This window comes from Cupriavidus sp. Met-2 (genome assembly GCF_049843575.1).
Lineage (GTDB): Bacteria > Pseudomonadota > Gammaproteobacteria > Burkholderiales > Burkholderiaceae > Cupriavidus > Cupriavidus metallidurans.
The window spans coordinates 211171-225584 of the sequence record NZ_JBBHZL010000010.1; the positions used below are offsets into that span (position 1 = coordinate 211171).

Sequence of the window (14414 nt, forward strand, 5' to 3'; positions counted from 1 at the left end):
GGCATCCATTGGGCCGGACGCGCCGGAAACTGCCCTTCCGGTCGGGGAAAACCAGCACTCCCGCCATCAGGCCGACCCGCGCGCATCCTTTATAATCGTCGTAATTCTAAAGGATTCGAGGTGCAGTCATGCTCGATCGTGAAGGCTTTCGCCCGAACGTCGGCATCATCCTCATCAACGCACGCAACGAGGTATTCTGGGGCAAGCGAATCGGCGAACACTCCTGGCAGTTTCCGCAAGGTGGCATCAAGTACGGCGAAACGCCGGAACAGGCCATGTTCCGCGAACTGCACGAAGAGGTCGGCCTGCTTCCGGAGCATGTCAGGATCGTCGGTCGCACGCGTGACTGGTTGCGTTATGAGGTGCCGGACAAGTTCATCCGCCGCGAGATCCGCGGCCACTACAGGGGCCAGAAACAGATCTGGTTCCTGCTGCGCATGGTCTGCCGCGATTGCGACATCCACCTGCGCGCGACCGATCATCCTGAGTTCGACGCCTGGCGTTGGAGCCATTATTGGGTGCCGCTGGATGCCGTCATCGAGTTCAAGCGCGACGTCTACCAGATGGCGCTGACCGAGCTATCGCGCTTCCTGAACCGTGGACGCGTGCCGCTGAGCCCCTACGGCAACCATGGTAACCATGGCCACCACGGAGGCCCTGGCCGGCATGGCGACCAGGGACGGCCACCGAGGCCCGTGCCGCTTGAGGAGACCACCGTAACCGAGGTGAGCGTCTCGGTCACGGCATCGGTTACCATTCAGGCGACCGTGCAGGAAGCGGCACATAGCGATCTCGCGACCGCGCCCGTTTCGCCGGCCAGTCCGGCATCCACTCAACGGAGTTCCGATGATTAGTTTCAGCGGCCGGCACATTCGCGCCGGCCTGTTGCTGACAGCAGTCTGCCTGGCGCTGTCGGCCTGCAAGACCACCGACAAGGGCCTGCCCAAGGACGAGGAACAGGCGGCCGACACCCCGACTGGCGACGGCCAACCGGCCAGTTCCTGGCTCAACCCGTTCGCGGACAAGCCATTCAAGGAAGGGGCGACCACGCTGCCCGCTCTGCCGCGTGACGAAGATCTGATCCCGTTCTCGGTGAACGGCGGCAGTTCATTCCGCTTCGCGGTAGACCCCAAGTCGATCTCCGTGGGCGACGACAACGTGGTCCGATTCACGGTTGTTATCACGAGCAGTGGTGGCGGGCGCAACGTGACCTACGAAGGCATCCGTTGCGATGCGTTCGAGCGCAGGCTCTACGCCACCTTGCCCAAGGGCGCCACCGAGTGGGTGCCCAACCGGGGAGAGGACCGCGACATGTGGCGCCGCATGGAAACGGGTGTGCGCAATGCCTACTCTGCCACGCTGGCGACGGACTACTTCTGCGAAGGTCGCACCGTGGCGGGCAAGGCGGACAAGCTGATCCGCGACCTGAAGGCGTACGCGCCCAGCCGCTGAACGGTAGTCCGAGCATAAAAAAACGGCGGGGCCTTTGCGGGCCCCGCCGTTTTTCATGGGTTCGTGGGTAACTGTTTCACGCTCAGACCAGCACAAGGTTGTCGCGATGGATCAACTCGGGCTCGTTCAGATGGCCCAGCACCGACTCGATCTCCGATGACGGCTTGCGTGCGATCAGACGGGCTTCGGCGCTCGAATAGTTGGTGATGCCGCGCGCCACTTCCTTCCCCTCCGGGCTGGCGCACGCAATGACCTCGCCACGGGCGAACTCGCCCTGCACTTCCACTACGCCAATCGGCAGCAGCGACTTGCCACCGCTGGTGAGCTTCTCTACAGCGCCCGCGTCGATGATCACGCGGCCGCGCAACTGCAGGTGATCCGCCATCCACTGCTTGCGCGCCGTCAGACGACCGGTCGGCGCCAGCAGTTGCGTGCCGATGGCCTCGCCGGCAGCCAGCCTGCCCAGCACATCGGCCTCGCGACCCGAGGCGATCGTCGTATGAGCACCAGACTTCGCCGCCCGCTTGGCCGCCAGGATCTTGGTCAGCATGCCGCCTCGGCCAATAGACGAGCCCGCGCCACCGGCCATGGCCTCGAGTTCGGGCGTGCCAGCCAGCGCTTCATGGACGAACTCGGCATTCGGGTCCTTGCGCGGATCAGCGGTGTAGAGCCCACGCTGGTCGGTCAAGATCACCAATGCGTCGCCTTCGATCAAATTCGTCACCAGCGCGCCGAGCGTATCGTTGTCGCCGAACTTGATTTCGTCGGTGACGACCGTGTCGTTCTCGTTGATGATCGGCACCACGCCGAGGGACAGCAGCGTCAGCAGCGTGGAACGGGCATTCAGATAGCGCTCGCGATCGGCCAGGTCAGCGTGCGTCAGCAGCACCTGCGCGGTGCGGATGCCATATCGGCCGAACTGGCTTTCGTAGACCTGCGCCAAGCCCATCTGGCCCACCGCGGCAGCGGCCTGCAGTTCGTGGATTTCCTTCGGCCGGCGCGCCCAGCCCAGTCGCTGCATCCCTTCGGCAATCGCGCCTGAGCTAACCAGCACGACTTCCTTGCCCGTGCCACGCAGCTTGGCGATCTGAGCTGCCCAGCGCGCGATGGCATCGTGGTCGAGCCCCTTGCCGTCGTTGGTAACCAGACTCGAACCTACTTTGACGACAATGCGTTTTGCCTGGGCGATGACCGATTGCATGGCGGGTCCTGTCTCCGTGGTGCCTTGTTGTAGTGCGTTACGCTTTGCTGTCGTCTCGATCGACGTTATGCAGGCGGTCGTCGAGGCGGATATCGGGCTCGGCCAGCGCGGCAGCTTCCTCTGCCTTGAGCGCGGCGAAATGGTCCTTGATCGCGTAGACCAGCTCGCGGCAGCCCTCGCCGGTCAGGGCCGAGATATGGAACACCGGCCCCTTCCACTTGTAGCGCTTGACGAAATCCTTCACGCGCGCGGCACGTTCCTCTTCCGGAACCACGTCGAGCTTGTTCAGCACCAGCCAGCGCGGCTTGTCGTACAGCGTCTCGTCGTATTTCTTCAGTTCGTTGACGATGGCCTTGGCCTCGGCAACGGGATCGACATTCTCGTCGAACGGTGCGATGTCGACGATATGCAGCAGCAGCCCGGTACGTTGCAGGTGGCGCAGGAACTGATGTCCGAGACCGGCGCCTTCGGCGGCGCCTTCGATCAGGCCCGGAATGTCCGCCACGACGAACGACTGCTCATGGTCCACACGGACCACGCCGAGGTTCGGATGGAGCGTCGTGAACGGATAGTCGGCCACCTTCGGACGTGCATTCGACACGTGCGAGATAAACGTCGACTTGCCCGCGTTGGGCATGCCGAGCAGACCGACGTCCGCCAGCACCTTCAGTTCGAGCTTGAGCATGCGGCGCTCGCCCGGCTTGCCGTCGACCTGCTGGCGCGGCGCGCGGTTGGTACTCGACTTGAAGTGGAGGTTGCCCCAGCCGCCCATGCCGCCTTCGGCCAGACAGACCAGCTGGCCGTGCTCGGTCAGGTCGGCAATGACTTCGCCGGTGTCCATGTCGGAGATCAGCGTGCCCACCGGCATCCGCAACGTGACATCTTCACCCGCCGCGCCGTAGCAATCCGAGCCCCGGCCGTTTTCGCCGTTCCGCGCCACGTGCTTCTTGGCGTAGCGAAAGTCGATCAGCGTATTGATGTTGCGGTCGGCCTGTGCGAACACGCTGCCGCCACGGCCGCCGTCACCGCCATCGGGGCCACCGAAGGGCACAAATTTCTCGCGCCGAAACGAAGCGCTTCCGTTGCCGCCATTGCCGGCGATCGCTTCGATACGGGCTTCGTCAATGAACTTCATGTTGGTTTTCCGTGGTGGTTCGGGCTTGTCGCCGCCGGCCCTCGACGGGTCAGCGCCATTTTATCTTGGCAGAAAACAAAAAAGCCCCGCAGTCACTGCGGGGCCTTCGTGCTGCAAAGGCTGTATCAGGCCGCCGGAACGACGCTGACTTGCTGCTTCTTGGCAGCGCCCTTGACGGCGAACTGCACGTGGCCGTCCACCAGCGCGAACAGGGTGTGGTCCTTGCCGATACCCACGTTCTCGCCAGCGTGCACGCGCGTGCCGCGTTGACGAACGATGATGCCGCCGGCGTTGATGGCCTGGCCACCGAACACCTTCACGCCCAGACGCTTCGATTCCGAATCACGGCCGTTCCGCGTAGAACCGCCGCCTTTTTTCTGTGCCATGTCTTTACTCCTGTTGACCTATTGCGATTAAGCCTGTGTCCGAGCTGATGCTCAGGCAACGATGGCTTCGATGCGCAGTTCGGTGTAATTCTGACGATGGCCCTGACGCTTCTGGTAGTGCTTGCGACGGCGCATCTTGAAGATCTTCACCTTGTCGTGACGACCCTGGGCGATAACGGTAGCCTTGACGGAAGCCCCGCTCACCAGCGGCGTACCAAATTTGATTTGGTCGCCAGCGCCCACTGCGAGCACCTGGTCCAGCGTGATTTCTGCGCCAATGTCAGCCGGTATCTGTTCTACTTTCAGTTTTTCGCCAGCAGCAACCTTGTATTGCTTGCCGCCGGTTTTTACGACCGCGTACATTGTCGAACCTCTCGATGTTGAGTTGAAACGTTGAATGCTGCTCCGGGAGCCCCGGAACCGGCGCCGTTTCGTGCGCCGCAGACGGTGCGCGTGACAAACGCGACCGAAAGAACCGGTGATTATAAATCAGCCGCGAGAAAACTGCAAAGAAAACAATGAGATAGCCTGCCAGCGCGTCACCTGAGACGATCGCGGCACTTCCAGCGTCCGGACGATCAGGTCAGGTCGGCCAGCAGGTACCCGGCCAATGCCGCAAAAGCCACCCACCAGGCGGTGCGACGGACGGGACGACGGGATTCGCGTGACTTGTTCATGGCCGGATTATAGAAGCGTGACCACGCAGAAAATTGCGCCACGGCAACATCCCGTCCTGACAATCCCTTCCAGCTTGCTACCCACAACAGCCAAACGCACACCCGCATCGCATATAATCCTCGGGTTTTGCGCAACGGTGATTCATCTTGTCCCAGTCTTCCGCTACTGCCCTGCTTGCCCCGGTCGCTGCCGACATGCGCGCCGTTGACGCAGTCATCCGCCGGCGCCTGTCGTCGGAGGTGCCGCTGATCGAACAGATCGGCGAGTACATCATCGGGGCGGGCGGCAAACGTCTGCGCCCCGTCATCCTGCTGCTTTCCGCACGCGCGTTCGACTACGAAGGCCATCGCCACCACGAACTGGCCGCGGTGGTCGAGTTCATCCACACCGCCACGCTCCTGCATGACGACGTGGTCGACGAGTCGGAACTGCGCCGGGGCCGCGATACCGCCAATGCGGTGTTCGGCAACGCCGCCAGCGTCCTGGTGGGCGACTTCCTCTATTCGCGCGCCTTCCAGATGATGGTGGAAGCCGGCAGCATGCGCATCATGGAGATCCTCTCCAACGCCACCAACGTGATCGCCGAAGGCGAAGTGCTGCAACTGCTGAACATGCACGACCCCGAAGTCACGGTGGAGCGCTACCTGCAGGTCATCCGCTACAAGACCGCCAAGCTGTTCGAGGCATCGGCCCAACTGGGCGCGGTGCTCGCCGGCGCTGACGCGGAGATGGAAGAAGCGGCAGCGGAGTACGGCCGCCGGATTGGCACCGCGTTCCAGCTGATCGACGACATGCTCGACTACACGGCCAGCGCCGAGCAGATGGGCAAGAACGCGGGCGACGACCTGCGCGAAGGCAAGCCGACGCTGCCGCTGCTGCACCTGCTCGAACATGGCACAGCCCAGCAGCGCGAACTGGCGCGCGACGCCATCGTGCAAGGCGGCACCGAGCATTTCGATGCCGTGTTCTCGGCAATCCACGCCAGCGGCGCGCTCGATGTGACGTTCGCAGCCGCCCAGCGTGAAGCAGAGGCCGCGGAAAAGGCCGCCATGCAGTTCCCGGACTCGCCGCTCAAGCAGACGCTGATCGACCTGTGCGCGTTCTCGCTGCAACGGCAAAGCTGAGGGCGGCGCAAATCTTCTCGCCCCCTCTTCCCATCCGAAAGAAACGCTGCTAAACTTTTGTTCTTTGCTGCTGACAACGCAAGTTGCTGCGGCAAACCAGAAATCGGGGTGTAGCTTAGCCTGGTAGAGCGCTACGTTCGGGACGTAGAGGCCGGAGGTTCGAATCCTCTCACCCCGACCAGATTTCAAAAAAGCCGGATCCTCGCATGTGGATCCGGCTTTTTGCTTTGTGGTCTACCCCGGCCACAGCACCCTCCACTGCACCCTTTTTCGCGTCGATTCCCCCGCCCTGCGCAAGTAGGGTTGCGCCGCTGTCGTACAAACGCCAACGCGCGCGCAACCGAGCTTTACAAAAAGTGACCCCAGCGGCAAACTGCCCCGGTCCGGGACACATGCCCCCGCCGATCCCGCCGCAGTCAACCGCGCCGCCGTTCACCAGCCCGAACGCGCGCACCTTGCACAGTATTTCGCCATGACACTAGGCCTCGCGCTTGCCCAGAGCCGGCGGATCGCGCCGGCTCTGCTTGCCCAGTTGGAGCAATCGGCCCGGGAAAAGAAGACGCAGCTGATCGACGAGATCATTGGCAGCGGCACGATGTCCGCCCATGACGTCGCCGTGTTCGCCGCCGACAAGTACCAGCTCCCGCTGCTCGACCTCTCCGAATACAACCTCAGCCGCGTGCCGTCGGCACTCTCGGGCAACCGCGAGTTCCATGCGCACCGGCTCCTGCCGCTGGGCCGTCGGGAAAACCGCCTGATCGTGGCGATGTCCGATCCGGCCAACCAGGCCGGCGTCGACGTGATCCGCCAGAAGTTCAGCCTGCCAGTGGAAACAGTCGTCGTCGAACACGACAAGCTGATGAAGCATGTCCGATCTGCCGGCGAGGCACTTGGCACGCTCAAGAACGCCCTGCCGACGCCCACGGCGCAGAAGATGATCGAGTATGACCCGGTGGCCGCCGCGAGCGCGCGCAAGGTCCCCGGCGCCAACGACATCGACGACGCGCCGGTAGTGCGCTTCCTGCAGAAGCTGCTGACGGAAGCCTTCCATCGCGGCGCGTCGGACCTTCACTTCGAACCATTCGAGTTCTTCTACCGCATTCGCTTCCGCGTGGACGGCGTGCTGCAGGAAGTCGCGCGGCCACCGCTCGATATCCGCGACAAGATCGCCACGCGTATCAAGGTGCTATCGCGCCTGGACATCTCGGAAAAGCGTGTGCCGCAGGACGGCCGGATGAAGCTACTGATCTCCATGCCGAAAGACAAGGACGGCAAGGAGACCGTCGACAAGGCGATCGACTTCCGCGTCTCCACGCTGCCCACGTTGTTCGGCGAAAAGATCGTGATGCGGATTCTCGATTCGTCGAGCGACAAGCTCGACATCGACCAACTCGGCTATGAGCCGCAGCAGAAGGCACTGCTGCAGGAAGTGATCAAGCGGCCGTACGGGATGGTGCTGGTGACTGGCCCGACCGGCAGCGGCAAGACTGTGTCGCTCTATACGTTCCTGAACATGCTGAACCAGGGCGACATCAATATCTCGACCGCCGAGGATCCGGCCGAAATCCAGTTGCCCGGCATCAACCAGGTCAACGTGAACGACAAGGCCGGCCTGACCTTCGCCGCCGCGCTGAAATCGTTCCTGCGCCAGGATCCCGACGTGATCATGGTCGGCGAAATTCGTGACCTCGAGACGGCCGACATCTCCATCAAGGCCGCGCAGACCGGTCACCTGGTGCTGTCCACGCTGCACACGAACGACGCGCCGACCACGCTGACACGCCTGATGAATATGGGCGTGGCACCGTTCAACATCGCCTCGTCGGTCCTGCTGATCACCGCGCAGCGCCTGGCGCGCCGGCTTTGCACCTGCAAGCGCGAGGGCGACCTGGCACCGCAGGTGCTGATCGATGCAGGCTTCCAGGAGTCAGACCTCGACGGCACATGGAAGCCCTATCACCCGGTGGGCTGCGACCGATGCAGCGGTAGTGGCTACAAGGGGCGATGCGGTATCTACCAGGTCATGCCGATTACCGAAACCATTCAACAGATCATCCTGTCGCACGGCACGGCATTGCAGATTGCTGAACAGGCGCGCAAGGAAGGCGTGCTATCGTTGCGGGAAGCTGGCCTGCTCAAGGTCAAACAGGGCGTCACGTCACTCGAAGAAGTGCTGGCGACCACGAACACGTAAAACAAAGAACAAGTCTCAGGGGTCAAATCATGGCGACGCGCGCACCAGCGGCGGGCGCTCGGACGGCAGCGCCGTCTCGGGCAAAATCAGGGCGGAAGGCACCCACGCAGTACATCTTCGAGTGGGAAGCCAAGGACCGAAAAGGCAAGTCGTTCAAGGGCGAACAACGCGCCGAGAGCCAGTCCGAGGTCACCGCCTCGCTGCGCAAGCAGGGGCTGACCGTCGTCAAGATGAAGAAGCGCAAGGGCGCGCGCGGCAAGAAGATTACCGAGAAGGACATCGCCTACTTCACGCGCCAGCTCTCGACCATGCTCAAGGCGGGTGTGCCGCTGCTGCAGTCGATCGACATCATCGCGCGCGGCCACGCCAACCCGAACTTCACCCAGCTGCTCACTGTCATCCGCTCGGACATTGAATCGGGTAGCAGCATGGCCACGGCGTTCCGCCGGCATCCGCAGTACTTCGATACGCTCTACTGCAACCTGATTGACGCTGGCGAACAAGGCGGTATTCTCGATGCGCTGCTCGAGCGGCTGTCTCTCTATATGGAGAAAAGCATCGCGCTGAAGGGCCAGATCAAGTCCGCGATGATCTACCCGATCGCCGTGCTGACCGTGGCCTTTGCCGTGACGGTGATCCTGATGCTGTTCGTGATCCCGGCCTTCAAGGGCGTGTTCTCGAGCTTTGGCGCCTCGCTGCCAGCGCCCACGATGGTCGTGATCAACATCTCCGACTTTTTCGTGCAGTACTGGTATCTCGTCATCGGCGCGCCAGTCTTCTCGATCATCGGCTATTTCCGCGCCCGCAAGAAATCGGAGAAGGTGCAGCGCTGGCACGACAAGGTTCTGCTCAAGCTGCCGATTTTCGGCAGCCTGTTCCGCAAGGCGGTGGTCGCGCGCTGGACGCGCACGCTGGCCACGATGTTTGCGGCAGGCACGCCGCTGGTGGAATCGATGGAATCGGTGGCAGGCGCCGCCGGCAACTGGATCTACTACGACGCCACGCGCGAAATCGAGCAGTCTGTGCGTATCGGTACCAGCCTGACCAACGCCATGCAGGCCACCCACGTGTTCGACAACATGGTGCTGCAGATGACCCAGATCGGTGAGGAATCGGGCGCGCTGGACAGCATGTTGCTCAAGGTTGCCGAATTCTACGAGCGCGAGGTCGACGACGCCGTGGCCGCCATCTCGAGCCTGATCGAGCCGCTGATCATCGTGGTGCTTGGCGTGCTGATCGGCGGCATGGTCGTCGCCATGTATCTGCCGATCTTCAAGCTGGGCCAAGTGGTGTAACGCCGGGTGATGTAACGCATGCAAGCTGTCCTGTCATCGCTGGCGGCGTTGCCGCCAGCTTTCCTTATTGTCGCGGCAGGGGTGGTTGGCCTGATGGTCGGCAGTTTCCTCAACGTGGTGATCCATCGTCTGCCGAAGATGATGGAGTACGACGAGGCCAACTACATCGCGGAAATCCGTGGCGAACCGTTGCCGCACCCCGAGCGCTATAACCTGATGGTGCCGCGATCCGCGTGCCCGAAGTGCGGCCACCAGATCGCCCCCTGGGAGAACATCCCCGTCATCAGCTACCTGTTCCTGCGTGGCCGCTGCAAGGCCTGCAAGACGCCGATCGGCATCCGCTATCCGCTCGTCGAGCTGATCACGGCGGCGCTCAGCGCCCTGGCGATGTGGCACTTCGGTCCGACGGCGCAGGCGCTGGCCGCGATCGTGATGACCTGGTCGCTGGTCGCGTTGTTCATGATCGATGCCGACACCCAGCTTCTGCCAGACCAGATCACGCTGCCGCTGCTATGGCTGGGCCTGCTGCTGAACCTGCAGGGCTTGTTCGCGCCGCTGGCGGATGCCGTCATCGGCGCTGCGGCGGGCTACCTGCTGCTGTGGAGCGTCTACTGGCTCTACAAGCTCGTGCGGGGCCGCGAGGGCATGGGCCACGGCGATTTCAAGTTGATGGCGGCGCTTGGCGCATGGTTCGGCTGGCAGGCACTGCCCGCGCTGATCCTGATGTCGTCGGTGGTCGGTGCCGTGCTTGGCGGCGCGATGCTGGTCTTCCGCCGCAAGAGTAGTGACACGACCTTCCCGTTTGGCCCGTACATCGTCGGTGCCGGGCTGATCGTGCTGTTCTTTGGCGCAGACGTATTACCGCTGACGCTGGTGGCCGGACACTAGCCGACAACCGGCGGCTGCACGCAAAGCTGGTATCGTTGGCGACATTCACGACTGACTGACACCCTGCTCCATGCTGGAAATCGGACTGACCGGCGGCATCGGCTCCGGCAAGACCCGCGTTGCGGACATGTTCGCCGCGCGCGGCGCCGCGTTGATCGATACCGACCTCATCGCCCACGAGATCACCGCGCCGGGCGGCCCAGCCATCGCACCGCTCGTCGCGGCATTCGGCCCCGGATGCCTGCGCCAGGATGGTGCGATGGATCGCGACGCGATGCGGGCACTTGTCTTCTCCGACCCATCGGCCAAGACCCGCCTCGAGGGCATCACCCATCCGCTGATTCGCCAGGTCACCGAAGCGCGGGCCACCGCCATCCGCGAAGCGGGCCACAACCCGTATCTGATCTACGTGGTACCGCTGCTCGTCGAATCGAGTACCTGGCGCGCGCGAGTCGGCCGCGTGCTTGTGGTCGACTGCCAGGAGGAAACCCAGATCGCCCGTGTGATGGCCCGCAATGGATTCACGCGCGATCAGGTACTGGCGATCATGCGACGACAGGCCACACGCGCCGAACGCATGGCCGTGGCCGACGACCTGATCGACAACGACGGGCCACCCGAAGCGCTGAACGCGCAAGTCGCGAAGCTCGATGCGCTATATCGCTCGCTTTCGGATACATCTGGAAACACATCCGAAAACGCGGCGCATCCGTGACATCCCCCATGCCCGATAGGGGCAGATTCGATTTGTCCTCGGGCCCTGACTCGCATAGAATGCGCTGAAACATGCCGGCAAATATGCGCGGTGTGACGAGTTCCGGCCAGGAACTCCACCCAGGCGCGAGTTGTCTTTGCATGGGCGAAAGCGGCACGGACAGCGCCAGAGCGCCTTCCCGACTGAAACAACCGCCAACCGGCGCGCAGCACGGACACCGACTTGATCCTGTACGAATATCCTTTCAACGAACGCATCAGGACACTCCTGCGCCTGGAGGACCTGTTCGATCGGCTGGATTATTTCCTCGGGCAGGAACATCCGCTTCAGCATCACGTCGCCATCACCACGATTTTCGAGATCATCGACGTGGCGGGACGTGCCGACCTCAAGACCGACCTGATCAAGGAACTCGAGCGCCAGCGCCAGGCCCTGGCGCCGCTGCGCTCCAATCCGCAGATTGATCAGGATGCGCTGGTCGCGGTGATCACCGAAATCGAGCAAGGCATTGCAGCGCTCAGCCAGACCGTCGGCAAGGCCGGCCAGTTGCTGGCCGACAATGAATGGCTGACCAGCATCCGCAGCCGCGCGATCATCCCCGGTGGCACTTGCGAGTTCGATCTGCCGGCGTACTACGCCTGGCAGCATCGCGACGCCGATGATCGCCGCGCCGACATCCTCAAATGGGCACGCCCACTAGCCTCGCTGCGCATGGGCGCTGGCATCGTGCTGCGCCTGCTGCGCGAGTCCGGCCAGAGCGGCAAAGTCATTGCGACCGGTGGCAGCTATCAGCAGATGCTGTCTGGCCGCAGCTACCAGCTCATGCAGGTGTACCTGGACGAATCGCTGCTGGCCTTCATCCCCGAGATGAGCGCCAACAAGTACATGCTCTGGGTACGGTTCACGCAGCAGGATGGCGACATGCGGCCCCGATCGGTGGATGCCGATATCCCCTTCCTGCTGAAGCTCTGTAATTTCTGAAGTCTCCGATGCCAGCCGTCGTCAAATGCCCCACCTGCGGCAAGGAAGTTGCCTGGGTGCCGGATAACAAGTTCCGTCCGTTCTGCTCGGAACGCTGCAAGCAGATCGACCTGGGCGCCTGGGCGTCCGAGAAGTATGTGTTCGGTGGCAAGCCGGGCGAGACACCGTCGCCGGACCTGCCGGAAGACGCCGAAGACTGATCGGATCGCTGCTCCCCTCTCACGCCAGGCGAAAGAGGGGAACCTGCGATAGCCGCGATATTGCCGAGCGCTACGGCCGGCCGGGCTAACGTGCAGCCAGCACCCGACGGCAGAATCCCACGCAGACCAGCACGAACACGGCCAGTCCCAGCCACTGCGCCGTAGTGCCAAACCCCTCGCCCACCAGTGCCAGCGGCGCCTCCTTGCCCGAGAGGCCGATCACCGCGGCCAGCGCAACGCCGACCAGGCTTTCACCCACGATCAGGCCCGAAGCAAGCAGCGTCCCGCGCCGCTCAGCATGGGCCAGCACCGTGGGCACATCGTCGCCACGCGCCTCGGCGCGCTTGCGCTCCGTGCGCAGCAACCACCACGACAACACCGCGCCCACCACCAGCGCTGAACTGATCGTCGGCGGCAGGTAGATGCCGATGCCCACTGCCAGTACGGGCAGCCGCGCCACGCCACCGCGATGGCGCAGCACTTCGTCAATCGCGATCAGCACAACACCCAGCGCCACGCCAATCAGGATCATTGTCCAGTTGAGCTTGTGCGTGAAGATGCCCGTAGCGATCGCGGTCATCAACGTGGCCTGCGGCGCAGCCAGCGCCGAATTCGGGTCCATGTCGGCCCGAGGCAAGGCGCCGGCAAAGCCGTACGCGTGATAGAGCAGTTCGAGCACCGGCGGAATCACGGCAGCACCCACCGCGCAGCCGATCAGCAGCGCCACCTGTTGGCGCCACGGCGTGGCGCCAACCAGCCAGCCAGTCTTGAGATCCTGCAGGTTGTCATTCGAGATCGAGGCCACCGCCACGACGGCCGAGGTCGTGAAGATCGCCAGCGCAATCGCGTATTTGCCGCCCTCGGACGTGTCGAGCAGGCCGTCCAGCGTGCCGATGCCAAGAATCAGCAGCGACACCAGGATCACAGCGATGATGCCGATGCCCGAGATCGGGCTGGCTGACGACCCCACCAGACCAGCCATATAGCCACATGCGGCAGCCACCAGGAAGCCGAACACGAAGGCGAACAGCACGGCACAGCCAACCAGACGCCAGGTGGCACCGGTATCGAGCGGTGCCGGGGCCAGGAAGTATCCAAACGTCACTGCCAGCACCACCAGCAGGACCAGCGTGAGGACGCCGATCCAGGCCATCGGCAAGTCGCGTTGCGTGCGCGGCACCGCGCCACCCTCTCCCGGCGCGCCGGCACGGAGGGCACCCATCGATGCACGTACGCCTTCCACCATCGGCTTGAACAGCGTGCCGAGCGTCCAGATCGCCGCGATACCGATCGTGCCCGCGCCGATGAAGCGCGCTTGCGTGCTCCACACTGCGGTACCGAAGCTGGACAGCGTGGCCCCCGCCGGCATCGGTGTGATAGCAGTCAGCCACGGCACCGCGATGCCCCAGGTCAGGAACAGGCCCAGCAACATAGCCAACCCGCCGACGATGCCGACCAGATAGCCGGCGCCCACCAGCGCGAGTGAGAAACCCATCGAGAGGCGCACCACGGATGCGCCAACGGCCAGCCAGGCATTGGCCCCTTCTGCCAGAACCCGGAAGCCACCTGCGGCAATGCTGAACAGGCCCGCAGCAACGCCACCTGCAACGAGGTCACCAAGCCCGGTCTCCTGTTTTCCGTTGCCCTTATCCTGGCTCGCGCTCCCCACTCGCAGGATCTCGGCGGCGGCCACCCCTTCCGGATACGGCAGATCGCTGTGCACCACCATCGCGTGGCGCAGCGGGATGCTAAAGATCACCCCGAGCATGCCACCCGCTGCGCAGATCGCCAGCGTCTGCCAGAACGGGAACCCCTGCCAGTGTCCCAGCATGACCAGACCCGGCAGGATGAAGATGATCGACGACAGCGTGCCAGCAGCGGACGCCTGCGTCTGCACCATGTTGTTCTCGAGGATGTTCGCGCCCGGAAACAGTCGCAGCACGGCCATCGAGATCACGGCAGCAGGGATCGCCGAGGAAAACGTCAGGCCGACCTTGAGGCCGAGGTAGATATTGGAGGCGGTGAACACCACCGTGATCAGGGCGCCGAGGATGATGCCCCGCAGCGTCAGTTCGGGCAGAGAAACAGCGTCATCGATACGATCGACACGTTGCATTGAGCCTCCTGTGAGTGGTCGAAAAAAATTGCCCGGCAAGAGCCGGGCA

15 protein-coding genes and 1 tRNA gene are annotated in these 14414 nt (G+C 63.4%); 10 read left to right on the forward strand and 6 right to left on the reverse strand.

What is annotated here, in order from left to right; genetic code table 11:
• The first annotated feature begins 128 nt into the window (after positions 1-128).
• Both WD006_RS21215 and WD006_RS21220 read left to right on the forward strand, forming a co-directional pair.
• A complete protein-coding gene (locus WD006_RS21215) occupies positions 129-854 on the forward strand; it encodes an RNA pyrophosphohydrolase (protein ID WP_011517601.1) in 726 nt (241 codons plus the stop codon).
• Positions 847-1452 (forward strand): CNP1-like family protein, encoded by a 606-nt coding sequence (locus tag WD006_RS21220; RefSeq protein WP_011517602.1) that lies wholly within the window; start codon positions 847-849, stop codon positions 1450-1452. The genes WD006_RS21215 and WD006_RS21220 overlap by 8 nt, the downstream gene beginning before the upstream one ends.
• Positions 1453-1534: 82 nt before the next feature.
• On the opposite strand, the gene proB is transcribed toward WD006_RS21220, so the two are convergent.
• The 5 genes from proB to WD006_RS21245 all read right to left on the reverse strand — a co-directional run bounded on the left by proB (position 1535) and on the right by WD006_RS21245 (position 4893).
• Complete coding sequence (proB, locus tag WD006_RS21225) at positions 1535-2653, reverse strand: glutamate 5-kinase (protein WP_008647250.1); 1119 nt, start codon at positions 2651-2653, stop codon at positions 1535-1537.
• A gap of 37 nt (positions 2654-2690) precedes the next feature.
• Entirely contained in the window at positions 2691-3788 is a 1098-nt protein-coding gene (gene obgE / locus WD006_RS21230) for a GTPase ObgE (RefSeq protein WP_425648276.1), read from the reverse strand.
• Positions 3789-3913: 125 nt separating this feature from the next.
• Positions 3914-4174 carry a 50S ribosomal protein L27 gene (gene rpmA / locus WD006_RS21235; RefSeq protein WP_008647258.1) on the reverse strand — a complete coding sequence of 87 codons (261 nt, stop codon included), beginning with the start codon at positions 4172-4174 and terminating at the stop codon, positions 3914-3916.
• A gap of 51 nt (positions 4175-4225) precedes the next feature.
• Positions 4226-4537 carry a 50S ribosomal protein L21 gene (rplU, locus tag WD006_RS21240; RefSeq protein ID WP_008647259.1) on the reverse strand — a complete coding sequence of 104 codons (312 nt, stop codon included), beginning with the start codon at positions 4535-4537 and terminating at the stop codon, positions 4226-4228.
• Positions 4538-4752: 215 nt separating this feature from the next.
• The gene (locus WD006_RS21245; protein WP_155877846.1) at positions 4753-4893 is read right to left on the reverse strand and encodes a hypothetical protein; all 141 of its coding nucleotides are present in this window, start codon (positions 4891-4893) and stop codon (positions 4753-4755) included.
• A gap of 153 nt (positions 4894-5046) precedes the next feature.
• Between WD006_RS21245 and ispB the strand changes: the two genes are divergently transcribed.
• The 8 genes from ispB to WD006_RS21285 all read left to right on the forward strand — a co-directional run bounded on the left by ispB (position 5047) and on the right by WD006_RS21285 (position 12249).
• On the forward strand, positions 5047-5976 hold the full coding sequence (ispB, locus tag WD006_RS21250; RefSeq protein ID WP_049799754.1) for an octaprenyl diphosphate synthase: 930 nt from the start codon (positions 5047-5049) through the stop codon (positions 5974-5976).
• A gap of 104 nt (positions 5977-6080) precedes the next feature.
• A tRNA-Pro gene (locus tag WD006_RS21255) sits at positions 6081-6157 on the forward strand.
• A gap of 291 nt (positions 6158-6448) precedes the next feature.
• The gene (pilB, locus tag WD006_RS21260) at positions 6449-8170 is read left to right on the forward strand and encodes a type IV-A pilus assembly ATPase PilB (protein ID WP_011517604.1); all 1722 of its coding nucleotides are present in this window, start codon (positions 6449-6451) and stop codon (positions 8168-8170) included.
• Between the two features lie 29 nt (positions 8171-8199).
• Positions 8200-9465 (forward strand): type II secretion system F family protein, encoded by a 1266-nt coding sequence (locus WD006_RS21265; RefSeq protein WP_011517605.1) that lies wholly within the window; start codon positions 8200-8202, stop codon positions 9463-9465.
• An 18-nt stretch (positions 9466-9483) separates the two neighbouring features.
• The gene (locus tag WD006_RS21270) at positions 9484-10353 is read left to right on the forward strand and encodes a prepilin peptidase (protein WP_011517606.1); all 870 of its coding nucleotides are present in this window, start codon (positions 9484-9486) and stop codon (positions 10351-10353) included.
• A gap of 70 nt (positions 10354-10423) precedes the next feature.
• A complete protein-coding gene (gene coaE, locus WD006_RS21275) occupies positions 10424-11068 on the forward strand; it encodes a dephospho-CoA kinase (protein ID WP_011517607.1) in 645 nt (214 codons plus the stop codon).
• A gap of 222 nt (positions 11069-11290) precedes the next feature.
• Positions 11291-12049, forward strand: coding sequence for a cell division protein ZapD (gene zapD / locus WD006_RS21280; protein WP_008650332.1), 759 nt, complete (start codon positions 11291-11293; stop codon positions 12047-12049).
• Between the two features lie 8 nt (positions 12050-12057).
• On the forward strand, positions 12058-12249 hold the full coding sequence (locus tag WD006_RS21285) for a DNA gyrase inhibitor YacG (protein ID WP_011517608.1): 192 nt from the start codon (positions 12058-12060) through the stop codon (positions 12247-12249).
• Positions 12250-12334: 85 nt separating this feature from the next.
• On the opposite strand, the gene WD006_RS21290 is transcribed toward WD006_RS21285, so the two are convergent.
• Positions 12335-14365: an OPT family oligopeptide transporter gene (locus WD006_RS21290; RefSeq protein WP_011517609.1), complete on the reverse strand. Its 2031-nt coding sequence runs from the start codon at positions 14363-14365 to the stop codon at positions 12335-12337.
• Between the last annotated feature and the right edge of the window lie 49 nt (positions 14366-14414).

What these genes read in the sequence shown, in the direction of transcription:
- pilB (WP_011517604.1), top strand. Translation starts at nt 6,449, where the DNA reads ATGACACTAGGCCTCGCGCTTGCCCAGAGCCGGCGGATCGCGCCGGCT.
- ispB (WP_049799754.1), top strand. Translation starts at nt 5,047, where the DNA reads ATGCGCGCCGTTGACGCAGTCATCCGCCGGCGCCTGTCGTCGGAGGTG.
- WD006_RS21285 (WP_011517608.1), top strand. Translation starts at nt 12,058, where the DNA reads ATGCCAGCCGTCGTCAAATGCCCCACCTGCGGCAAGGAAGTTGCCTGG.
- proB (WP_008647250.1), bottom strand. Translation starts at nt 2,653, where the DNA reads ATGCAATCGGTCATCGCCCAGGCAAAACGCATTGTCGTCAAAGTAGGT.
- WD006_RS21270 (WP_011517606.1), top strand. Translation starts at nt 9,484, where the DNA reads ATGCAAGCTGTCCTGTCATCGCTGGCGGCGTTGCCGCCAGCTTTCCTT.
- coaE (WP_011517607.1), top strand. Translation starts at nt 10,424, where the DNA reads ATGCTGGAAATCGGACTGACCGGCGGCATCGGCTCCGGCAAGACCCGC.
- WD006_RS21215 (WP_011517601.1), top strand. Translation starts at nt 129, where the DNA reads ATGCTCGATCGTGAAGGCTTTCGCCCGAACGTCGGCATCATCCTCATC.
- obgE (WP_425648276.1), bottom strand. Translation starts at nt 3,788, where the DNA reads ATGAAGTTCATTGACGAAGCCCGTATCGAAGCGATCGCCGGCAATGGC.
- rplU (WP_008647259.1), bottom strand. Translation starts at nt 4,537, where the DNA reads ATGTACGCGGTCGTAAAAACCGGCGGCAAGCAATACAAGGTTGCTGCT.
- WD006_RS21265 (WP_011517605.1), top strand. Translation starts at nt 8,200, where the DNA reads ATGGCGACGCGCGCACCAGCGGCGGGCGCTCGGACGGCAGCGCCGTCT.
- WD006_RS21290 (WP_011517609.1), bottom strand. Translation starts at nt 14,365, where the DNA reads ATGCAACGTGTCGATCGTATCGATGACGCTGTTTCTCTGCCCGAACTG.
- rpmA (WP_008647258.1), bottom strand. Translation starts at nt 4,174, where the DNA reads ATGGCACAGAAAAAAGGCGGCGGTTCTACGCGGAACGGCCGTGATTCG.
- WD006_RS21220 (WP_011517602.1), top strand. Translation starts at nt 847, where the DNA reads ATGATTAGTTTCAGCGGCCGGCACATTCGCGCCGGCCTGTTGCTGACA.